This is a genomic window from Streptomyces mirabilis, assembly GCF_039503195.1.
Taxonomy (GTDB): Bacteria; Actinomycetota; Actinomycetes; order Streptomycetales; family Streptomycetaceae; genus Streptomyces; species Streptomyces mirabilis_D.
In genome coordinates, this window is the sequence record NZ_JBCJKP010000001.1 from 8190450 (window position 1) to 8215171 (window position 24722).

A 24722-nucleotide genomic window follows, 5' to 3' on the forward strand; every position below is an offset into this window, starting at 1 on the left:
ATGATGGGAACCGAAGTGACCGAAGCCTCGAGGACTGCCCTGCCACTGCTTGCTGCGCAGATGGGGGTGTGGGTGGCTCAGAAGCTGGAACCGGCAAGCCTCATGTTCAATGTCAATCAATACGCTGACATTGATGGCTCCATGGACGTGGACGTTTTCGGATCTGCGCTTCGCCAGGTACTGGCCGAGACTGAGGCGCTGCGGATCAAGATCGTGGAGCAGAAGGGCGAGGTTGGGCAGGAACTGACCTCGGATTCCGACTGGACCCTGACTTACCTCGACCTCGCCAGCGAAGCGGATCCTGTCGGGAAGGCGCAGCAGTGGATGCGCGCCGAAATGACGCGTTCCTTCGAGCTGACCACTGGACCGCTGTTCAAATGGGCCTTGCTCAAGATCTCAGACCGTCGGTACTTCTGGTACCAGCGCTGCCACCACATTGTGATGGACGGCTACAGCTGTGGACTGGTGGCCCAGCGGGTAGCTGAGGTCTACACCGCGCTGATCCGCTCCGAACCCTGCCGGGAGACCAGGTTCAAGTCGATCACCCGGTTGCTGGACGAGGAGCGCGAGTATCGCAGTTCGCCGCAACTTGAGCACGATCGTGCTTTCTGGTCCCGCCAGCCCGCTGCCGACGCTGCGCCGCTCCTGCTCGCTGGCCGCTCCGCAGCGCCCGCTGACGTTCCCCTCCGGGAAACGGCGTGCTTGGCCAAGGAGACCGTCACCGACATCTGCACCGCCGCTGGACTTGGCCAATCGGCTTGGCCCGGTGCTGTGCTGGCCCTCAGCGGTGCCTACTTCGCCAAACTCACAGGCCAAGATGCCATCACGCTGGAGTTGCCGGTGACTTCCCGGGCGACTGCGGTCCAGCGATACACCCCGAGTATGCTGTCCAACATTTTGCCCTTGACCGTTCGGGTGCGCCCTGGAGTCGGCATCGCCGAGGTATTGGCCGATGTCTCCAGCTCAGTTCGCGGCCTGCTGCAGCGGCAGCGCTACCGGCAGGAGGATCTGCACAGTGACCTTGGTCGTGCAGGCGGGCAGCGCACGTTCGGTCCGACGATCAACATCATGTCATTCAACTATGAACTTGACTTTGCCGGACAACGCGCGGTTGCGCACCCCCTGACCAACGGCCCGGTCGGGGACCTGGCGATCACGGTCACTCAGGACGCCGATCCACACATGTTGCGCGTCGATTTCGACGCCAACCCTGCTTTGTATACGCGCGAAGAACTCTCTGCACACTTGGCCCGGTTCCAGCGGTTTGTCGAGGCGGTGCGGGTGGATCCGGACCGGCCGGTGGGCCGGGTGGAGGTCCTGGACGAGGCCGAGCGGCGGCTGGTGCTCGAGCAGTGGAATGACACGGGCCGTGAGGTTCCTGATGGTGTGCTGCCGGTTCTGTTTGAGGAGCAGGTGGAGCGGTCGCCGGAGGCGGCTGCGGTGGTGTTCGAGGGTGTGGAGCTGTCGTATGGCGAGCTGAACGCGCGGGCGAACCGGCTCGCGCGGCTGCTGGTGGAACAGGGTGCGGGTCCGGAGCGGTTTGTGGCGGTGGCGTTGCCGCGGTCGCTGGACCTGGTCGTCGCGCTGCTGGCGGTGCTCAAGTCGGGGGCCGCGTATGTGCCGGTCGACCCGGACTATCCCGCGGACCGGATCGCGTTCATACTGAAGGACGCCGCCCCCATTCTGGTGCTGAGCACCTGTGGGACCAGGATCGAGACAGCGGCACCGGTCCTGCTGCTCGACGAGCCGGGGACCGCCGCGGCCCTGGCGGTCCACTCGGACACCGATGTGACAGACGCGGACCGGATCGCCGTGCTCACCGCCCGGCACCCGGTGTACGTGATCTACACCTCGGGTTCCACCGGCGCCCCCAAGGGCGTCGTCGTCACCCACGCCGGCCTCACCAATCAGCTCTGCTGGCTCGCCGCGGAGACCGAGCTGACCTCGCAGGACGTGGTGCTCGCCCGCACCCCGGTCAGCTTCGACGCGGCTGGCGGTGAGCTGTGGGCGCCGTTGGTCTCCGGGGCGGCCGTGGCCATGGCGTCGGCCGAGGCGACCCGCGACCCCGAGCAGCTCCTCGCGTTCATCGGGCACCGGGGCGTCACGGTGGCTCAGTTCGTGCCGTCCCTGCTGGCCGCGATGCCGCTGGACGAACGCGGCCGGGGCATCCGGGCGCTCCTCTCGGGCGGTGAGGCACTCCCGGCGGCGCTGGCCAGGGAAGCCGCCGCGGCCTGGGACGCAAGCGTGATCAATCTGTATGGTCCGACCGAGGCCACCATCCAGGCGACGGCTGGACGGCTGGACGGCCTTGGCGGCGACGCCGCGACCGTCCCGATCGGCCGGCCGGTGTGGAACACCCGGGTCTATGTCCTGGACGGATTGCTCCGTCCGGTGCCGGATGGCGTTGCCGGTGAGGTCTACATCGCGGGCGACCAGCTCGCCCGCGGTTACCTCAACCGCCCCGCCCTGACCGCCGAGCGCTTTGTCGCCGACCCCTTTGGACCGGTCGGCGGCCGGCTCTACCGGACCGGCGACGTGGCGCGCCGTACGGTGGCCGGGCAGCTGGAGTACGTCGGTCGTGTGGATGACCAGGTGAAGGTGCGTGGTTTCCGGATCGAGCTGGGTGAGATCGAGTCGGTTCTGACGGGTCATCCGCGGGTGGGCCAGGCCGCGGTCGTGGTGCGTGAGGACCGGCCGGGTGACAAGCGCCTGGTCGGATACGTCGTCTCTACCGCCGACCCGCTGACACTGCGAACGCAGGTGGCGAAGGTGCTCCCCGAGTACATGGTCCCGTCGGTGATCGTGCCGCTGGATGCCCTGCCCCTGACGCCGAACGGGAAGCTGGACCGACGGGCCCTGCCAGCACCGGAGTTCACGGCGAACACGGAAGGCCGCGCACCGCGCACCCTGCAGGAAGAGGTCCTCTGCCAGATATTCGCGGAAGTGCTCGGCGTCGAGCAGGTCAGCATCGACGACAACTTCTTCGAGCTGGGCGGCGACAGCATTCTGGCGCTCCAGGTGGTGGGCCGAGCGCAGCAGGCCGGTCTGGGCATTACGCCAAAAGATGTGTTCCAGCTGAGAAGTGTTCATGGTCTGGCGTCTGTAGTGACCGTCCTCACCGATGAGGTCTCGGAAGACCCGGACGCAGGGATCGGCGAGCTGCCGCCCACTCCGATGATGCGTTGGCTGTTCGACAAGAACGGACCGATCGACCACTTCCACCAGGCGATGGTGGTCCGGACCCCGGCAGGTCTCACGGTTGATGATGTCCGAGCCGGGTTGGGTGCCGTCGTGGAGCGCCATGACATGCTGCGGCTGCGTACCGTATACGGAGCGGCCGATGCAACGCCGACGCTCGAGGTGCAGCAGCGCGACGCGGTCGATTCCGGTGCCCGGGTTTCTCGGATCGATGTTTGCGGGCTGTCAGAAGAAGAAGTACACGAGCTGACCCGTACCGAACTCGCCGCCGCTGCAGAGCGGTTGGCGCCCGACGCCGGCGTCGCATTCACGGTCACCTGGTTCGATGCCGGACCAACTGAGCATGGCCGACTTCTGTGGGTCATTCACCACCTGGCCGTTGACGGGGTTTCCTGGCGGATCCTGGTATCAGACCTGGCGGCCGCGTGTGCCGCAGCCGCAACTGGTGTGACGCCCTCGCTGAGCGTAACGGGTACGTCCTTCCGTACCTGGGCGGCGCAGTTGCAGCAGCTTGCCATGGACCCGAAGTGCGTGGCCAATCTTCCCACCTGGACCGCGGCCCTCGAGGCCGATGACCAGAGTCTGGGGCCGGTTGCGCTCGACCCCGCTCGGGACACCGAGTCGACGCTTCGGAGCATCACGCTTTCTCTGCCGGAGGCGCAGACTGCTGCTCTCTTGACGACAGTGCCGTCGGCCTTCCACGCCACCGTTCAGGATGCGCTCCTGGCCGGACTGGCCCTCGCGGTGGCGGACTGGCGTCGGCGCCGCAATTTCGGCCAGAGCACGGCTGTGCTGCTGAATGTGGAAGGACACGGCCGCGAGAGCCTGGCCGAGCCGGTCGACTTGTCCGGAACCGTGGGGTGGTTCACCAGCCTCTATCCGATGCTGTTGGACCCCGGCGAGGTCGACTGGCCAGACATCTGGGCCAGCGGGGAGGATCTGGGCCGCGCCTTCAAGTGCGTCAAAGAACAGGTACGCGAATTCTCCGCGAACGGCACAGAATTCGGCCTACTGCGATATCTCAACACAGAAACCGGAGCCAAGCTGGCTGCCCTGCCGACGCCCCAGATCGGCTTCAACTACCTGGGCCGGTTCGACGTCTCCTCAGCCCCAGACGGCGGTGACTGGGGGGCAGTACCGGAGTTCGGACTTGTTGGCGGCGGTAATGCCTCGATGGCTGTGGCCCACGCGATCGAGATCAATGCCGTCACAGAGAATCATGCCGACGGCGCACGCCTCACGGTCCGCTGGACCTGGCCGCAGGCCCTGTTCTCAGACGCGACCGTGCGCGACTTGGCCGAAACCTGGTTCCGAGTGCTCGACGCGCTTGCCGCGCACGGGCATCGCCCCGACGCGGGCGGCCACACGCCGTCCGACCTTACCCTGGTGGATCTGAGCCAGAGCGAAATCGACGCTTTTGAAAGTGAACTTGACTCTGAGTGGGGGACCTGGTGACTGGCCGGCCGCGTATCCAAGACATTCTGCCTCTGACGCCGTTCCAGGAGGGCCTGCTCTTCCACTCTCTTTTCGACCTCACCGAGACGGACGTGTACACGGCCCAGTGGGCGTTCGATCTAAAGGGCGCGCTGGACACCGCTACCCTGCGGGCTGCGGCAGAGACGGTGCTCCGGCGGCACCCCAACCTGCGTGCCTCGTTCCGACAGAGGAAGACCGGCGAACCCGTCCAGGTGATCCCGACCGAGGTGCCGCTCCCATGGCGGGAGATCGACCTCAGCGCACAGGACCGGGCACAGGCGGAACGTGAAGCGGCCCGGCTGCTGATCGAGGACCGGGTGAGCCGCTTCGACCTGGCCCGGCCGCCCTTGCTTCGGTTCACCCTGATCCGGATCGCACCGGACCTGCACCGCTTGGTCTTGAGCAACCATCACCTCATCCTCGACGGATGGTCAATGCCGCTGTTCATGCGGGAGTTCTTCACTCTGTACATGAACCGGTGCGACGAATCGGTTCTTCCGCACGTGACGCCGTATCGCGACTTTCTGTCCTACCTCGCGCATCAGGATGACGAGGCCGGGCGCAAGGCGTGGAGCGCGGAGCTCGCCGACTTGGATGGGGCGACCCTGGTGGCCCAGGGTGAGACCCACCAGGCCTCAGTGGTGCCTGAGCGAGTCCCGGTCGAATTGTCGGCTGAGGAGACTGCTGCCTTGACCCAGCAGGTACGCACCCGCGGCCTGACCTTGAATACCGCGATCCAAGGGGCCTGGGGGATCATCCTCAGCCAGCTCACCGGACGCGACGACGTCACCTTCGGCGCTACGGTCTCCGGCCGTTCCCCGGAACTGACCGGCTCCGCCTCGATGATCGGCATGCTGATCAACACGGTCCCGGTACGCATGCGGGTCGTGCCCTCCGAGTCACTCCTGGCCGGGCTGCAGCACCTGCAGGACAGCCAGGCGCAGCTGATCCAGCACCACCACCTCGGCCTGTCGGAACTGCACCGCATGGCCGGGACGAACGAGCTGTTCGACACGTGTGTCGTCTTCGAAAACTATCCTGTGGACCCGCAATCCCTCGACTTGACGAGCGTCGGGCTGCAGGTGGTGTCTGTCGAGGTCAAGGATGCCGCACACTATCCGCTTCGGCTGGTCGTAGCTCCCGGAGAACGTCTCCGGCTGTGGCTGGACTACCGCCCTGATCTGTTCGACCAGGCGAGCGTCGAACGGATCATGCGCCGGCTGCTGCGTCTGCTCGAGGCGGTGCGGGTGGATCCGGACCGGCCGGTGGGCCGGGTGGAGACCTTGGACGAGGCCGAGCGGCATCTGGTGCTCGAGCAGTGGAACGACACCGCTGCCGTGGTTCCTGACCGCACGTTGCCCGCGTTGTTCGAGGAGCAGGTGGAGCGGTCGCCGGAGGCGACTGCGGTGGTGTTCGAGGGTGTGGAGCTGTCGTATGGCGAGCTGAACACGCGGGTGAACCGGCTCGCGCGGCTGCTGGTGGAACAGGGCGCGGGTCCGGAGCGGTTTGTGGCGGTGGCGCTGCCGCGATCGCTGGACCTGGTCGTCGCGCTGCTGGCGGTGCTCAAGTCGGGGGCCGCGTATGTGCCGGTCGACCCGGACTATCCCGCGGACCGGATCGCGTTCATACTGCAGGACACCGCCCCGATGTGCGTGATCACCGCAGAGGACAGCGGGGTCGCGCTGCCGGTCGGCACCGTCCCGTTCGTCCTCGACGCTCCGGGGGTAGTGGACCGGCAGGCTGATCTCAGCCCCGAGAACCTTTCCGATGCGGAGCGGCTCACGCGCCTGGATGCGTCGGCTCCGGCGTATGTGATTTTCACGTCGGGTTCGACGGGCCGGCCGAAGGGCGTGGTGGTCGAACACCGCGGAATTGTGAACCGGTTGTTGTGGATGCAGGACCGGTTCGCCCTGGCGGCTGATGACCGGGTGCTGCAAAAGACCCCGTCGGGCTTCGATGTGTCGGTGTGGGAGTTCTTCTGGCCGTTGGTCGCGGGTGCGGGGCTGGTGGTGGCGCGGCCCGGTGGTCACCGGGATCCGGCGTATCTGGCCCGGCTGATCGTTGAGGAGCGGGTCACGACGGTGCATTTCGTGCCGTCGATGCTGCAGGTGTTCCTGCAGGAGTCCGCGGCCGGGCAGTGCGGTGGGCTGCGGCGGGTGGTGTGCAGTGGTGAGGCGCTGCCGCCGGAGGTGGTCGATCGCTTCCACCAGGTGCTGGATGTGACGCTGTTCAACCTGTACGGGCCGACGGAAGCGTCGGTGGACGTCTCCTGGTGGCAGTGCCAGACCCCGGCCGGCACGAGCGTGCCGATCGGGCGGCCGGTGTGGAACACGCAGCTGTACGTCCTGGACGCTGGCCTGTCCCCGGTACCGGTCGGTGTGGCCGGTGAGTTGTACATCGCCGGTGTGCAGCTGGCCCGCGGCTACCACCACCGGGCTGGCCTGACTGCCGAGCGCTTCGTCGCCGACCCCTTCGGGACGCCGGGCTCGCGCATGTACCGCACCGGAGACCTGGTCCGGTGGAACGCGGCCGGGGAGATCGAATACCTCGGCCGCATCGACGACCAGGTCAAGGTGCGAGGCTTCCGCATCGAGCTCGGCGAGATCGAATCCGTCCTCGCTGGGTACCCGGACGTCGCCCAGGCCGCGGTGGTCGTCCGCGAGGACCGCCCCGGCGACAAGCGCCTCGTCGGATACGCCGTCCCCACCGCCGGTGCAGCACTCGACCCGCAGGCCCTGCGCGCCCATGCGGCGAAGGCGGTACCGGACTATATGGTCCCCTCCGCAGTTCTCGTTCTTGACGCGCTGCCGTTGACGCCGAACGGAAAGCTGGACCGGCGGGCTCTGCCCGCGCCCGAATTCACCGCTGACAGCACCGGCCGTGCACCACGCACCCCACAGGAGAAGCAGCTGTGTGAGCTGTTTGCGGAAGTGCTCGGTGTCGACGAGGTCAGCATCGATGACAACTTCTTTGAGTTGGGTGGGCATTCGCTGCTGGCGACGCGTCTGGTCAGCCGTGTCCGGTCGGTGCTGGGTGTGGAGCTGGGCATACGTGTGTTGTTCGAGGCTCCGTCGGTGGCGGGGTTGGTGGAGCGGCTTGAGGGTGCTGGTGTGCGGCGTGCGGTGTTGCGGGCGGTGGAGCGTCCGGAGCGGGTGCCGGTGTCGTTCGCCCAGCGGCGGCTGTGGTTCCTGAACCGGTTGGAGGGGCCGAACGCGACCTACAACATCCCGTTGGTCGTGCGGCTGCGGGGTGAGCTGGATGTTGTCGCGTTGAACGCGGCGTTCACCGATGTAGTGGGCCGGCACGAGAGTCTGCGGACGGTGTTCGCGGAGGTGGACGGTCAGCCGTACCAGCGGGTGCTGAGCGTTGAGGAGGCCGCGCCGGCGCTGGTGGTGCGGGAGAGCGACCGTGAGCGGATCTCGGCTGACATCGCGGACGTCTCGGCGTACGCGTTCGACCTGGAGTCCGAGATTCCGGTGCGGGTGTGGGCTTTCCGAGTAGCCGTGGACGAGTGGGTGTTGGCCGCGGTCATGCACCACATCGCGGGTGACGGTTGGTCGTTGGGCCCGTTGGCGCGGGATCTGGCGTCGGCGTACGGGGCGCGGTGTGCGGGTGTGGTTCCGCAGTGGGAGCCGTTGCCGGTGCAGTACGCGGACTACACCTTGTGGCAGCGTGGGTTGCTGGATGACGAGGGCGACGCGGGACAGGTGGAGTTCTGGCGGGGCGAACTCGCCGATGCCTTGGAAGAGTTGGCGCTGCCGTTCGACCGCCCGCGTCCAGCGGTGGCCTCTCATACGGGTGGCGTGGTCGAGCTTGCCCTCGATGCCGCGGTGCACCGGAACGTGGTGGGTCTTGCCCGTGAGCGTGGGGCAAGTGTGTTCATGGTGGTGCAGGCCGCGGTGGCGGGTCTGTTGTCCCGGCTGGGGGCGGGTGCGGACATTCCGATCGGCTCTCCGGTGGCGGGTCGTCTGGATGAAGCGCTGGATGACCTGGTCGGGTTCTTTGTGAACACGCTGGTGTTGCGGGCGGATGTGTCAGGCGATCCCTCGTTCACAGAGCTGGTGGAGCGGGTTCGGGAAACCGATCTCAGGGCGTTCGGGGCGCAGGATGTGCCCTTTGAGCGTCTGGTGGAGGTGCTGAACCCGGTTCGCTCGATGGGCCGTCATCCGTTGTTCCAGGTGGCGTTGGCGTTCCAGAACGCACCGGTGTCGGACCTGGTGATGCCGGGCCTCGACGTCACGGTCGAACCCGGCGGGACGCAGGCGGCGAAGTTCGACCTGTCCTTCAACCTCGCCGAGACGTTCACCGGCGAAGGTGAACCGGCCGGGATTACGGGCGGAATCGAGTTCGCGACGGACCTGTTCGACCGGTCAACGATCGAGCGGATGGCCGGCTGGCTGACCCGGTTCCTGGAGCAGGTGCTGGCGGCCCCGGAGCGGCCGGTCAGCCGAGCACACATCCTCGACGACACCGAACTGAGGCAGGTGCTCCAGGAGTGGAACAACACGGCCCGGGAGATCCCCGGCGGAGTGCTGCCGGTGCTGTTCGAGGGGCAGGTCGCCCGGACGCCGGATGCCACGGCGCTGGTCTTCGAGGGTGTGTCGCTGTCGTATCGCGGGTTGAATGAGCGGGCGAACCGGTTGGCCCGGCTGTTGGTCGAACAGGGCGCGGGCCCGGAGCGGTTCGTCGCGGTCGCTCTGCCTCGTTCCCACGACCTGGTCATCGCGCTGCTGGCAGTGCTGAAGACAGGCGCGGCGTATGTGCCCATCGACCCGGACTACCCGGCCGACCGGATCGCCCGCATCCTCGACGACGCCCACCCCATGTGTGTGATCACGGTCGGGGACAGCGGGGTCGAGCTGCCGGCCGGCACCACCCGGATCCTGCTGAATGATTCCGAGACGGTGGCTCGGCTGGCCGTCCTGAGCCAGGAGAACCTGACCGACGGGGAGCGCCTTAGTTCGTTGGGTGCGGCGTGCCCGGCGTATGTGATCTTCACGTCGGGTTCGACGGGGCGGCCGAAGGGCGTGGTGGTCGAGCACCGGTCGGTGGTGAATCTGCTGGCGTGGGCGGATCGCAGGTTCGACTTTGGGCAGTTGTCCCGGGTGCTGGCCTCCACGTCGCTGAACTTCGACGTTTCCGTGTTCGAGATCTTCGGCCCGCTGGTGGCCGGCGGCAGCATCGAGGTCGTACGGGACCTGCTGTCCCTGGCCGATCTCGAGCCAGGTGCGCTTGCCGGGAGCCTGGTCAGCGGTGTGCCCTCGGCCTTCTCCCATCTGCTGGCCGGCACCCTGGGCGATGCCCGTCCGCGGGCGGTGGCCCTGGCCGGTGAGGCCCTGGCCGCGCACACGGTCCGTGACATCCAGGCGGCGATGCCCGGGGCCCGGGTGGCGAACATCTACGGCCCGACCGAAGCGACCGTCTACACCACGTACTGGCACTCCGATGCCGACACCGGCATCGACACCACCCCGCCGATCGGCCGTCCGATCGACAACGTCTCCACCTACGTCCTCGACGCCGGCCTGTGCCCGGTGCCGGTGGGCGTGGCCGGTGAGCTGTACATCGCCGGTGAAGGTCTGGCACGGGGTTACCTCAACCGTCCGGGTCTGACAGCGGAGCGCTTCGTCGCCGACCCCTTCGGGGCGCCCGGCTCGCGCATGTACCGCACCGGGGACCTGGTGCGGTGGAACGCGAGCGGGGAGATCGAGTACCTCGGTCGCATCGACGACCAGGTCAAGGTGCGCGGTTTCCGGATCGAGCTGGGCGAGATCGAGTCCGTCCTGGCCGCCCACCCCGACGTCGCGCAGATTGCGGTGGTCGTGCGCGAGGACCGGCCCGGTGACAAGCGGCTGGTCGGCTACGTGGTCCTCGCGGCCGGTGCGGTGGTTGAACCGCAGGCGTTGCGTGGGCATGTGGCGAAGGCGGTGCCGGAGTACATGGTGCCCTCGGCCGTGATGGTGCTGGATGCGTTGCCGTTGACGCCGAACGGGAAGCTGGACCGACGGGCCCTGCCCGCGCCCGAGTTCGCCGCCGACGGCATGGGCCGTGCTCCGCGCACGCAACAGGAGGAGGTCCTGTGCGCTGTGTTCGCGGAGATTCTGGGCGTTGAGCGGGTGTCCATCGATGACAACTTCTTTGAGTTGGGTGGGCATTCGCTGCTGGCGACGCGTCTGGTCAGCCGCATCCGGTCGGCGCTGGGTGTGGAGCTGGGCATACGTGTGTTGTTCGAGGCGCCGACGGTCGCGGGGTTGGTGGAGCGACTCCCGGGCGCTGATGCGGGGCGTGCGGTGTTGCGAGCTGCGGAGCGTCCCGAGCGGATGCCGGTGTCGTTCGCCCAGCGGCGGCTGTGGTTCCTGAACCGGTTGGAGGGGCCGAACGCGACCTACAACATTCCGCTGGTGGTACGGCTGCGGGGTGAGCTGGATGTTGTCGCGTTGAACGCGGCGTTCACCGATGTAGTGGGCCGGCACGAGAGTCTGCGGACGGTGTTCGCGGAGGTGGACGGTCAGCCGTATCAGCGGATCCTGTCGCTGGAGGAGGCCGCGCCGGCGCTGGTGGTGCGGGAGAGCGACCGTGAGCGGATCTCGGCTGACATCGCGGACGTCTCGGCGTACGCGTTCGACCTGAGCTCTGAGATTCCGGTGCGCGCGTGGGTCTTCCAAGTGGCCCTGGACGAGTGGGTGTTTGTCGCGGTGGTGCATCACATCGCGGGTGACGGTTGGTCGTTGGGGCCGTTGGCGCGGGATCTTGCGATGGCATACGGGGCGCGGTGCGCGGGTGCGGTTCCGCAGTGGGAGCCGTTGCCGGTGCAGTACGCGGACTACACCTTGTGGCAGCGCGAACTGTTGGGCGACGAGGGTGACGCGGGGCAGGTCGAGTTCTGGCGAGGTGAACTGGCCGGTGTTCCTGAGGAGTTGGAGCTCCCGTTCGATCGCCCGCGTCCACTCGTGACCTCCCACCAAGGTGATGTTGTCGAGGTGGCGCTTGAGGCGGAGCTGCATCGCAGCGTGGTGGGTCTTGCGCGTGAGCGTGGGGCGAGTGTGTTCATGGTGGTGCAGGCGGCGGTGTCGGGTCTGCTGTCCCGGCTGGGGGCGGGTACGGACATTCCGATCGGCTCTCCGGTGGCGGGTCGTCTGGACGAGGCGCTGGATGACCTGGTCGGGTTCTTCGTGAACACGTTGGTCCTTCGGGCGGACGTATCCGGTGATCCGTCGTTCGCGGACCTGGTCGCGCGGATCCGGGAGACCGACCTGAAGGCGTTCGGTGCGCAGGATGTGCCGTTCGAGCGTCTGGTGGAGGTGTTGAATCCGGTTCGCTCGATGGGCCGTCATCCGCTGTTCCAGGTGGCGTTGGCGTTCCAGAACGCGCCGGTGTCGGATCTGGTGATGCCGGGCCTGGACGTAGAAGTCGCGCCGGTCGGGACGCAGGTGGCGAAGTTCGACCTCTCCTTCAATCTCGCCGAGGTGTTCACCGAGGAGGGCGAGCCGGCGGGTATCCGGGGCGGCATCGAGTTCGCGACGGATCTGTTCGACCGGTCGACGGTTGAGCGGATGGCTGGCTGGCTGGCGCGGTTCCTGGAGGAGGTCCTCGCAGCTCCCGAGCAGCCGGTCAGCCGGGCGCGCATCCTCGACGACGCCGAACTGGGTCGGGTCCTGATGGACTGGAACGACACCGCTGCCGTGGTGCCTGACCGTACGTTGCCGGCGTTGTTCGAGGAGCAGGTCGCACGTACTCCGGATGCCATCGCAGTGGTCTTCGAAGGCGTCGAGTTGTCGTACCGCTCGTTGAACGCGCGGGCAAATCGTTTGGCCCGGTTGTTGGTTGAGCGGGGTGCGGGGCCGGAGCGATTCGTGGCGGTCGCGCTGCCACGGTCGGCGGAACTCGTGGTGGCATTGCTCGCGGTGCTGAAGACGGGTGCGGCGTACGTGCCTGTCGACCCCGACTATCCGGCCGACCGCATCGCCTACATCCTCGATGACGCTGCCCCGATGTGTGTGGTCACGAAGGAGATACTGGCCGAGAGCGCACAGGCCGTCGTCGATGAACACGATCTGCCGGTTGTCGTGGATCCGGGTTCGCCTGCGTATGTGATTTACACGTCGGGTTCGACGGGCCGGCCGAAGGGTGTGGTGGTCGAGCATCGAGGCATCGTGAACCGGTTGTTGTGGATGCAGGACCGGTTCGAGCTGGCCGGGGACGACCGGGTGTTGCAGAAGACGCCGTCGGGATTCGACGTGTCGGTGTGGGAGTTTTTCTGGCCGCTGCTGACCGGCGCGGCGTTGGTCGTGGCCCGGCCCGGTGGGCATCGGGATCCGGAATATCTGGCGTCGCTGATCGCCCAGGAGCGGGTGACGACGGTGCACTTCGTGCCGTCCATGCTCCAGGTCTTCCTCCAGGAGCCTGCTGCGGCGCGGTGCGGCGGTGTGCTTCGACGGGTGGTGTGCAGCGGTGAGGCACTGCCGCCGGAGGCGGTCGACCGGTTCCGGCAGGTGCTGGATGTCCCGTTGTTCAATCTCTACGGGCCGACCGAGGCGTCGGTCGACGTGTCATGGTGGAATTGCTCGGCGCCGGCGGATACGACCGTGCCGATCGGGCGGCCGGTGTGGAACACGCAGCTGTACGTCCTGGACGCCGGCCTGTGCCCGGTGCCGGTCGGTGTGGCCGGTGAGTTGTACATCGCCGGTGTTCAGCTGGCCCGGGGCTACCACCAGCGGCCCGGTTTGACGGCGGAACGGTTTGTCGCCGACCCCTACGGGGCACCCGGCACACGCATGTACCGGACCGGGGACCTCGTCCGCTGGAACACCGACGGTGAGATCGAATACCTCGGCCGTACCGACGACCAGGTCAAGATCCGAGGCTTCCGCATCGAACTCGGCGAGATCGAAACCGTCCTCTCCACACACCCTGACGTCACCCAGGCCACCGTCATCGTCCGCGACGAGCGCCTCGTGGGATACGTCGTTCTTGCCGACGGCGTGATGCTCGACCCGCAGGTTCTGCGTGCCCATGTGGCCGCTGCGGTCCCGGAGTACATGGTTCCGTCAGCCATCCTCATCCTCGACGCGCTGCCGCTGACGCCGAACGGAAAGCTGGACCGACGGGCCCTGCCCGCAGTCGAGTTCGCCGCTGATGGCGCGGGTCGTGGTCCGCGTACGCCGCAGGAGGAGGTCCTGTGCGCTGTGTTCGCGGAGGTCCTGGGCGTTGAGCGGGTGTCCATCGATGACAACTTCTTTGAGTTGGGTGGGCATTCGCTGCTGGCGACGCGTCTGGTCAGCCGCATCCGGTCGGCGCTGGGTGTGGAGCTGGGCATACGTGTGTTGTTCGAGGCGCCGACGGTCGCGGGGTTGGTGGAGCGACTCCCGGGCGCTGATGCGGGGCGTGCGGTGTTGCGAGCTGCGGAGCGTCCCGAGCGGATGCCGGTGTCGTTCGCCCAGCGGCGGCTGTGGTTCCTGAACCGGTTGGAGGGGCCGAACGCGACCTACAACATTCCGCTGGTGGTACGGCTGCGGGGTGAGCTGGATGTTGTCGCGTTGAACGCGGCGTTCACCGATGTAGTGGGCCGGCACGAGAGTCTGCGGACGGTGTTCGCGGAGGTGGACGGTCAGCCGTATCAGCGGATCCTGTCGCTGGAGGAGGCCGCGCCGGCGCTGGTGGTGCGGGAGAGCGACCGTGAGCGGATCTCGGCTGACATCGCGGACGTCTCGGCGTACGCGTTCGACCTGAGCTCTGAGATTCCGGTGCGCGCGTGGGTCTTCCAAGTGGCCCTGGACGAGTGGGTGTTTGTCGCGGTGGTGCATCACATCGCGGGTGACGGTTGGTCGTTGGGGCCGTTGGCGCGGGATCTTGCGATGGCATACGGGGCGCGGTGCGCGGGTGCGGTTCCGCAGTGGGAGCCGTTGCCGGTGCAGTACGCGGACTACACCTTGTGGCAGCGCGAACTGTTGGGCGACGAGGGTGACGCGGGGCAGGTCGAGTTCTGGCGAGGTGAACTGGCCGGTGTTCCTGAGGAGTTGGAGCTCCCGTTCGATCGCCCGCGTCCACTCGTGACCTCCCACCAAGGTGATGTTGTCGAGGTGGCGCTTGAGGCGGAGCTGCATCGCAGCGTGGTGGGTCTTGCGCGTGAGCGTGGGGCGAGTGTGTTCATGGTGGTGCAGGCGGCGGTGTCGGGTCTGCTGTCCCGGCTGGGGGCGGGTACGGACATTCCGATCGGCTCTCCGGTGGCGGGTCGTCTGGACGAGGCGCTGGATGACCTGGTCGGGTTCTTCGTGAACACGTTGGTCCTTCGGGCGGACGTATCCGGTGATCCGTCGTTCGCGGACCTGGTCGCGCGGATCCGGGAGACCGACCTGAAGGCGTTCGGTGCGCAGGATGTGCCGTTCGAGCGTCTGGTGGAGGTGTTGAATCCGGTTCGCTCGATGGGCCGTCATCCGCTGTTCCAGGTGGCGTTGGCGTTCCAGAACGCGCCGGTGTCGGATCTGGTGATGCCGGGCCTGGACGTAGAAGTCGCGCCGGTCGGGACGCAGGTGGCGAAGTTCGACCTCTCCTTCAATCTCGCCGAGGTGTTCACCGAGGAGGGCGAGCCGGCGGGTATCCGGGGCGGCATCGAGTTCGCGACGGATCTGTTCGACCGGTCGACGGTTGAGCGGATGGCTGGCTGGCTGGCGCGGTTCCTGGAGGAGGTCCTCGCAGCTCCCGAGCAGCCGGTCAGCCGGGCGCGCATCCTCGACGACGCCGAACTGGGTCGGGTCCTGATGGACTGGAACGACACCGCTGCCGTGGTGCCTGACCGTACGTTGCCGGCGTTGTTCGAGGAGCAGGTCGCACGTACTCCGGATGCCATCGCAGTGGTCTTCGAAGGCGTCGAGTTGTCGTACCGCTCGTTGAACGCGCGGGCAAATCGTTTGGCCCGGTTGTTGGTTGAGCGGGGTGCGGGGCCGGAGCGATTCGTGGCGGTCGCGCTGCCACGGTCGCTGGATCTGGTCGTGGCGTTGCTGGCGGTGCTCAAGTCGGGGGCCGCGTATGTGCCGGTCGATCCGGAGTATCCCGCGGATCGGGTCGCGTTCATGCTGGAGGACGCCGCTCCCATTGTGGTGCTGACTACCAGTGGGAGCGGGATCGAGTCGGCGGCGCCGGTCCTGTTGCTCGATGAGCCGGGGACTGCTGCGGCGCTGGCGGTTCGTTCGGATACCGATGTGACGGACGCGGACCGGATCGCGGTGCTCACTTCGCGGCATCCGGTGTATGTCATCTATACCTCGGGTTCCACCGGTGTCCCCAAGGGTGTTGTTGTCACCCACGCCGGGCTCGTCAACCAGTTGTGCTGGCTGGCCGCGGAGGCCGGGCTGGTGTCGCGGGACGTGGTGCTCGCCCGTACCTCGGTCAGTTTTGACGCGGCCGGTGGTGAGTTGTGGGCGCCGTTGGTCTGCGGGGCGGCTGTGGCGATGGCGTCGGCGGAGGTGACGCGCGACCCCGAGCGGCTGCTCGCGTTCATCGGGCGGCAGGGCGTGACGGTGGCTCAGTTCGTGCCGTCGCTGCTGGCTGCGATGCCGTTGGACGGGCGGGGGCGGGGTATCCGGGTGCTCCTGTCGGGTGGTGAGGCACTTCCGGGGGCGCTGGCCAGGGAGGTGGCTGCGGCCTGGGACGCGAGTGTGATCAATGTGTATGGTCCGACGGAGGCCACGATCCAGACGATGGCTGGTCGGCTGGAGGGTCTTGGTGACGGGGCCGCGAGTGTGCCGATCGGTCGTCCGGTGTGGAATTCCCGGGTCTATGTTCTGGACGGGTTGCTTCGTCCGGTGCCAGATGGCGTTGCTGGTGAGGTTTACATCGCGGGCGACCAGCTCGCCCGTGGTTATCTCAACCGTCCTGCCCTGACGGCTGAGCGTTTTGTCGCTGACCCCTTTGGGCCGGTCGGTGGGCGGCTGTACCGGACCGGTGACGTGGCGCGTCGTACGGCGGGCGGGTTGCTGGAGTACGTGGGTCGTGTGGATGACCAGGTGAAGGTGCGTGGTTTCCGGATCGAGCTGGGTGAGGTCGAGTCGGTCCTCGCCGCACACCCCGACGTCACCCAGGCCACGGTGATCGTGCGTGAGGATCGCCCTGGCGACAAGCGGTTGGTCGGGTACGTCGTCTCCACCACCGACCCGCTGACATTGCGGGCGCATGTCGCGAAGGTGCTGCCCGAGTACATGGTTCCGTCGGTGATCGTGCCGTTGGATGCCCTTCCGTTGACGCCGAACGGGAAGCTGGACCGACGGGCCCTGCCGGCACCGGAGTTCACCGCTGCCGGGGAGGGCAGTGCTCCGCGTACCCCGCAGGAGAAGGTCCTGTGCCAGGTATTCGCGGAAGTGCTCGGCGTCGAGCAGGTCAGCATCGACGACAACTTCTTCGAGCTGGGCGGGCACTCGCTGCTGGCGGTGTCTTTGGTGGAGCGGCTTCGTGAGCGTGGGCTGTCGGTGCCGGTGCGGTCGTTGTTCGTGACGCCGACGGTGGCGGGGCTCGCGGCCGGTCTCGGGACTACGGGCAACGGCGTGGTGGTCCCGGCGAACCGGATTGTCGAGGGTGTTGAGGTGATCACGTCGGAGATGGTGCCGTTGGCGGGGCTGTCGCAGGAGGAGATCGACCGGATCGTGGCCCAGGTTCCGGGCGGCGTGGCCAACGTGGCCGACATCTATCCGCTGGCCCCGCTGCAGGAGGGCATTCTCTTCCATCACCTGATGGGTGCCTCGTCGGGTGAGGACGCGTACGTCCTGCCCATGGTCCTCGAGTTCGACTCCCGGGCTCGGCTGGACGCGTTCGTCGCCGTGCTCCAGAAGGTGGTGGACCGGCACGACATCCTTCGTACGGCTGTGCTGTGGGAGGGACTGCGCGAGCCGGTCCAGGTGGTCCACAAGCACGTCGAGATCCCGGTCCACGATCTGACGTATGACACCGATGTGGAGGGCCTGTTGGCGTCCGCCTCGGTCATGGACATCACCGCAGCGCCGCTGGTCCGGGTCACCACGGCGGGTTCGCAGCGGTCGATGGCACTGGTCCAGGTGCATCACCTGATCCAGGACCACACGGCGGTGGACGTCCTCTTCGCCGAGGTCCAGGCTTTCCTGGAGGGCCGTGAGGCGGAGCTGCCGCCGCCGCTGCCGTTCCGGGAGTTCGTCGGGCAGGCGAGGTTGGGCATCCCGAGGACTGAGTACGAGGCGTTCTTCGCCGGTCAGCTCGGCGACGTCACCGAACCCACCGCGCCCTTCGGCGTCATGGACGTCCGTGGCGACGGCACGGAGATCACCGAGGCCCGTAGACCCCTCGACGCGGCTACTGCCAGAGCCGTACGCGAGATGGCGCGGCGCTTGGGTGTGAGCGCGGCGACGGTGTTGCATGTGATGTTCGCGCGGGTGGTCGCCTCGGCGGCGGGTCGTGAGGATGTCGTCTTCGGTACGGTGTTGTTCGGCCGTATGCAGGCTGGTGCCGGCGCGGACCGGATCCCGGGCTTGTTCATCAACACCCTTCCGGTCCGCCTGGACACCAGCAAGAACCTGGGCGACGCCATCAAGCACATGCAGACCGGCCTGGCGGAACTGCTGGTCCACGAGCACGCCCCGCTTGCCCTGGCCCAGCGCATGAGCGCGGTGCCGGCCGAGGCCCCGCTGTTCACGGCGCTGTTCAACTACCGTCACAGTGCGGCGGACACCGATGTCGACGTCGAGGGGATCAAGGTTCTCTTCGCTCAGGAGCGCACCAACTATCCGCTGACGGTGTCGGTGGACGACACCGGTGACGGGTTCGTCTTCACGGTCCAGTGTGTGGACCCGATCGACCCGGACCTGGTGCTGTCCCTGTTGGACACGACCACCGGCCACCTGATCCAGGCCCTGGACGACACTCCCGTACACACCCTGCCCGTCCTCGACGACGCTCACCTTGACCAACTCCTCTGCAACGACACCGGCCGGGAGGTGCCCGCTGGCACGCTGCCCGAGCTGTTCGAGCAGCAGGTGGCGCGGACGCCGGACGCTACGGCGCTGGTCTTCGACGGCACCGAGCTGTCGTATCGCGAGGTGAACGAGCGGGCGAACCGTTTGGCGCGTGTGTTGGTTGAGCGGGGTGCGGGTCCGGAGCGGTTTGTCGCCGTCGCTCTGCCTCGTTCTGCCGATCTGGTGGTCGCGTTGTTGGCGGTGGTGAAGTCGGGTGCGGCGTATGTGCCGATCGACCCGGACTATCCGGCCGACCGCATCGCCTACATCGTCGAAGATGCCGACCCGATGTGTGTGATCACCGGTCTCGGGGCGGAAGGTGTTCTGCCCGAGGACACTCCCCGGATCTTGGTGAACACACCGGCCCTCGCTGAGCACTCCGCAGCCGACCTCTGCGATGCGGAGCGGTCGCTGCCTCTGACCTCGGATGCGCCTGCGTACGTGATTTATACGTCGGGTTCGACGGGTCGGCCGAAGGGTGTGGTGGTTCCGCACGCGAATGTGGTGCGGTTGTTCTCCGCGACCGATGAGTGGTTCGGGTTCGGATCGGACGACGTGTGGACGCTGTTCCACTCGTATGCGTTCGACTTCTCGGTGTGGGAGTTGTGGGGGCCGCTGTTGTACGGCGGTCGTCTGGTGGTGGTGCCGTTCGAGGTGAGCCGCTCGGCGGGGGAGTTCCTGGCGCTGCTGGCGCGTGAGGGCGTGACGGTGCTGAATCAGACGCCGTCGGCGTTCTATCAGCTGATGCAGGCGGACCGGGATGATCCGGCGACGGGTGATCGGCTTGCTCTGCGGTATGTGGTGTTCGGCGGTGAGGCGTTGGATCTGGGCCGGCTGGCGTCGTGGTATGAGCGGCGTGGCTCGGGTGGTCCGACGTTGGTGAACATGTACGGGATCACCGAGACGACGGTGCACGTCACCTACATGCCCCTGGACCAGGAGATGTGCGTGGCCGGTGGTGGGAGCAGGATCGGTGAGGGGATCCCGGATCTGCGGTTGTATGTGTTGGACGCGGGGTTGTGCCCGGTTCCGGTGGGCGTCGCGGGTGAGTTGTATGTCGCGGGTGCCGGTCTGGCGCGCGGGTATCTGAACCGCCCGGGTCTGACGGCGGAGCGGTTTGTCGCCGACCCGTTCGGGGCCCCTGGTTCACGTATGTACCGGACCGGGGACTTGGTGCGGTGGAGTGCGCTCGGTGAGCTGGAGTATCTGGGGCGCATCGACGACCAGGTCAAGGTGCGGGGCTTCCGTATCGAACTCGGCGAGATCGAGTCGGTCCTGGCCGGCCATCCGGAAGTCGCCCAGGCGGCGGTGGTCGTGCGCGAGGACCGGCCCGGCGACAAGCGACTGGTCGGTTACGCCGTTCCTGCCGCCGACGTGGAGCTCGACCCCCAAGCCCTGCGTGCGCATGTGTCCGCAACGGTGCCGGAGTACATGGTCCCCTCGGCCGTGATGATCCTGGACGCACTGCCCTTGACGCCGAACGGGAAGCTGGACCGGCGGGCGTTGCCGGCTCCGGAGTTCACCGCGAGCACGGAAGGCCGTGCTCCGCGGACCTCGCAGGAGGAGGTCCTGTGTGAGGTGTTCGCGGAGGTGCTCGGGGCTGAGCGCGTGTCCATTGATGACAACTTCTTCGAGTTGGGTGGGCATTCGCTGCTGGCGGTGTCGTTGGTGGAGCGGTTGCGTGAGCGTGGGCTTGCGGTGCCGGTGCGGTCGTTGTTCGTGACGCCGACGGTGGCGGGGCTCGCGTCCAGTCTGGGCGCCGCGGACAACGGTGCGTCCGTGGTGGTTCCGCCGAACGGGATCGTTGAGGGTGTTGAGGTGATCACGCCGGAGATGGTGCCGTTGGCGGGGCTGTCGCAGGAGGAGATCGACCGGGTCGTGGCCCAGGTTCCGGGCGGCGTGGCCAATGTGGCGGACATCTATCCGCTGGCCCCGTTGCAGGAGGGCATTCTCTTCCATCACCTGATGGGTGCCTCGTCGGGTGAGGACGCGTATGTCCTGCCGATGGTGCTCGGGTTCGATTCCCGTGCCCGGCTGGACGCGTTCGTCGCCGTGCTCCAGAGAGTGGTGGACCGGCACGACATCCTCCGTACGGCCGTGCTGTGGGAGGGGTTGCGTGAGCCTGTGCAGGTGGTGGCCCGGCATGCGCAGATCCCGGTCCGCGAGGTCACGTTGGAGCATGACGGTGACGTGGTGGACGGTCTGTTGGCGGCATGCGGGTCGGTGATGGATATCACCGCGGCACCCTTGGTGCAGGTGACAACGGCCGGGATCCCCGGCTCGCAGCGGTGGGTGGCGTTGCTCCAGGTGCATCACCTGGTCCAGGACCACACAGCGGTGGATGTGCTGTTCGCGGAGGTCCAGGCGTTCTTGGAGGGCCGGGAGGCGGAGCTGCCGGTGCCGCTGCCGTTCCGGAACTTCGTCGCACAGGCCAGGTTGGGCATGCCGGTCGCCGAACACGAGGCGTTCTTCGGGCGTCTGCTGGGTGATGTGAGTGAGCCCACCGCACCATTCGACATGACCGACGTACGCGGCGACGGCACCGAGGTCACCGAGGCCCACACATCCCTCGACGGAGCCACCGCCGCAGCCGTACGCGATATGGCGCGGCGCCTGGGTGTGAGCGCGGCGACCGTGCTGCATGTGATGTTCGCGCGGGTGGTCGCCTCGGCCTCGGGCCGCGAGGACGTCGTCTTCGGCACCGTGTTGTTCGGGCGGATGCAGGCCGGTGCCGGCGCGGACCGGGTTCCCGGGTTGTTCATCAACACCCTGCCCGTGCGCCTCGACACCAGCCGCAGCGGCGTACTGGACGCAGTCCGGTCCATGCAGGCCGATCTGGCCGAGTTGCTGGTGCACGAGCATGCCCCGCTGGCGTTGGCACAGCGGATGAGCGGCGTAGCTGCCGAAGCCCCGCTCTTCACCGCCCTGTTCAACTACCGGCACAGCGCGGGTGCGGCGGACGCCGATATGGAAGTGGAGGGGATCGAAGTCCTCTTCGCTCAGGAGCGCACGAACTATCCGCTGACGGTGTCGGTGGACGACACCGGTGACGGGTTCGTCTTCACCGTCCAGTGCGTCGACCCGATCGATCCCGACCTGGTCCTGGCCCTGATGGACACCGCCACCAGCCGCCTGGTCCAAGCCCTGGACCAGGCCCCCGACACCCCCGTACACACCCTGCCTGTCCTCAACGACACCGAGCAGAACCTCGTGCTCAGTCAGTGGAACGACACCGCCGCTGAGGTGACGGATCGCACGTTGCCGGTGTTGTTCGAGGAGCAGGTGGCGCGGACACCGGATGCCACGGCGCTGGTCTTCGACGGCACCGAGCTGTCGTACCGGGAGGTGAACGAGCGGGCGAATCGTCTAGCGCGGCTGCTGGTCGAGCGGGGCGCGGGTCCGGAGCGGTTCGTCGCGGTTGTTCTGCCGCGTTCCCTGGAGTTGGTGGTGGCGCTGCTGGCGGTGGTGAAGTCGGGTGCGGCGTATGTGCCGATCGACCCTGACTACCCGGCGGACCGGATCGCCTGCATCCTCGAAGATGCCGACCCGATGTGTGTGATCACCGGTCTCGGGGCGGAAGGTGTTCTGCCCGAGGACACTCCCCGGATCCTGGTGGATGCCCCGGCCCTCGCTGAGTACTCCGGGACCGACCTCTCCAAGGTGGTGGACCCGGGCACACCGGCGTACGCGATCTTCACGTCGGGTTCGACGGGCCGGCCGAAGGGTGTGGTCATCGAACACAGGGCGCTGGTGAACTTCCTGTCTTCGATGCAGGAGCGCTTCGGCCTGGGCGTGGGTGACCGGCTGCTGGCGGTGACCACGGTCGCGTTCGACATCACGGGTCTGGAGTTGTACGTCCCGCTGCTGAACGGCGCTGCCGTGGTGCTGGCTTCTCCGCAGGACGTACGCGATCCCCTTGCCCTGCGCTCTTTGATCTCCTCGGCGGAGGTGAGCGTGATGCAGGCGACGCCGAGCCTGTGGCACGCGGTGGTGGCCGATGCCGGCGAGGAGTTGGCCGGCGTGCGGGTGCTGGTCGGCGGCGAGGCATTGCCGGGCGAGCTGGCTCGCACCTTGGTGGCCAGAACGGCATCGGTGACGAACCTCTACGGTCCGACCGAGACCACGATCTGGTCCACGGCCGACGAAGTCCGCGGGCATGCCGGCGGGGTGTCCTCGATCGGCCGCCCGATCGCCAACACCCAGGTGTATGTCCTGGACGCGGGCCTGAGCCCGGCACCGGTGGGCGTGGCAGGTGAGCTGTACATCGCCGGTGCGGGTCTGGCTCGGGGGTATTTGAACCGTCCGGGTCTGACGGCGGAGCGCTTCGTGGCCGACCCCTTCAGCACCCCCGGCTCACGCATGTACCGCACGGGAGACCTCGTGCGATGGAACACCAACGGGAAGATCGAGTACCTGGGCCGTGTCGACGACCAGGTCAAGGTGCGCGGTTTCCGGATCGAGCTGGGCGAGATCGAATCCGTCCTCGCCGCACACCCCGACGTCGCCCAGGCCGCAGTGGTCGTACGCGAGGACCACCCCGGCGACAAACGGCTCGTCGGATACGCCGTTCCCAGCGCCGAGGCGATACTCGACCCGCAAGCCCTGCGGGCGCATACGGCGAAAATGGTGCCGGGCTACATGGTCCCCTCCGCGGTCATGGTCCTGGACGTGCTGCCACTGACACCGAACGGGAAACTCAACCGCCGGGCCCTGCCCGCTCCCGAGTTCACCAGCAGCACGACCGGCCGTGCCCCGCGCACCCCGCAGGAAAAGCAGCTGTGTGAGCTGTTCGCAGAAGCGCTCGGCGTCGAGCAGGTCACCATCGACGACAACTTCTTCGAACTCGGCGGCCACTCCCTGCTCGCCACCCGCCTCATCAGCCGCATCCGAACGGCCATGGGGCTGGAACTCGATATCAAACCCCTATTCGAGAACCCCACGGTCGCCGGAGTTGTCGATCAGCTCGGCAGCGTGAAGAAAGCACGACCGGCACTACGCCGCATGGACAGGTCGAAGTACGAGGAGCGCTCATGATTCCGGTGTCGTTCGCCCAGCGGCGGTTGTGGTTCCTGAACCGCCTGGACGGGCCGAGCGCGACGTACAACATTCCGCTGGTGGTACGGCTGCGCGGTGAGCTGGATCTGAAGGCGCTGGAACTGGCGTTGACGGATGTGGTGGACCGGCACGAGAGCCTGCGGACGGTGTTCGTCGAGGTGGACGGGCAGCCCTACCAGCGGATCCTGCCGGTGGAGGAGGTCGCCCCGGCGCTGGTGGTGCGGGAGAGTTCTCGGGAGCGCCTGACCGCCGATGTCACGGATGCCGCGGCGTACGCGTTCGACCTCGAGACCGAGATTCCGGTGCGGGCTACGGTTGTCCGAGCGGCCGTGGACGAGTGGGTGTTGGTCGCGGTGGTGCACCACATCGCGGGTGATGCCTGGTCGTTGGGGCCGTTGGCGCGAGACCTTGCGGCGGCATACGGGGCGCGGTGTGCGGGTGCGGTTCCGGAGTGGGAGCCGTTGCCGGTGCAGTACGCGGACTACACCCTGTGGCAGCGGGAGTTGCTGGGTGACGAGGACGACCCGGAGAGTACGGGCGCGGCGCAGGTGGAGTTCTGGCGGGGTGAACTCGCCGGGGCCCCAGAGGAGTTGGCGCTGCCGTACGACCGGTCGCGTCCGTTGGTGGCCTCGCACCAGGGTGATGTCGTCGAGTTTGAGCTCGATGCTGGGGTGCACCGGAACGTGATGCGTCTCGCCCGTGAGCGTGGGGCGAGTGTGTTCATGGTGGTGCAGGCGGCGGTGTCGGGTCTGCTGTCCCGGCTGGGGGCGGGTACGGACATTCCGATCGGCTCTCCGGTGGCGGGTCGTCTGGACGAGGCGCTGGATGACCTGGTCGGGTTCTTCGTGAACACGTTGGTCCTTCGGGCGGACGTATCCGGTGATCCGTCGTTCGCGGACCTGGTCGCGCGGATCCGGGAGACCGACCTGAAGGCGTTCGGTGCGCAGGATGTGCCGTTCGAGCGTCTGGTGGAGGTGTTGAATCCGGTTCGCTCGATGGGCCGTCATCCGCTGTTCCAGG

At 67.4% G+C, this 24722-nt stretch carries 3 protein-coding genes (1 of these 3 only partly in view); all 3 read left to right on the forward strand.

Going from position 1 to position 24722, the window contains the following annotated elements; translation table 11 throughout:
- Tightly spaced (each overlapping or abutting the next), the 3 genes in view from AAFF41_RS37210 to AAFF41_RS37220 form a layout consistent with a single transcriptional unit that may run on beyond the window.
- A complete protein-coding gene (locus AAFF41_RS37210) occupies nt 1–4653 on the forward strand; it encodes an amino acid adenylation domain-containing protein (protein ID WP_343325329.1) in 4653 nt (1550 codons plus the stop codon).
- Nucleotides 4650–23681 (forward strand): non-ribosomal peptide synthetase, encoded by a 19032-nt coding sequence (locus AAFF41_RS37215; protein ID WP_343325330.1) that lies wholly within the window; start codon nt 4650–4652, stop codon nt 23679–23681. Before AAFF41_RS37210 ends, AAFF41_RS37215 begins: the two co-directional genes overlap by 4 nt.
- Nucleotides 23678–24722, forward strand: the 5' end (the start) of a protein-coding gene (locus AAFF41_RS37220) for a non-ribosomal peptide synthetase (protein WP_343325331.1). The gene runs 12368 nt beyond the window's last position; 1045 of the gene's 13413 nt are visible here — the first part of the coding sequence; the start codon lies at nt 23678–23680; its stop codon lies off the right edge, out of view. The genes AAFF41_RS37215 and AAFF41_RS37220 overlap by 4 nt, the downstream gene beginning before the upstream one ends.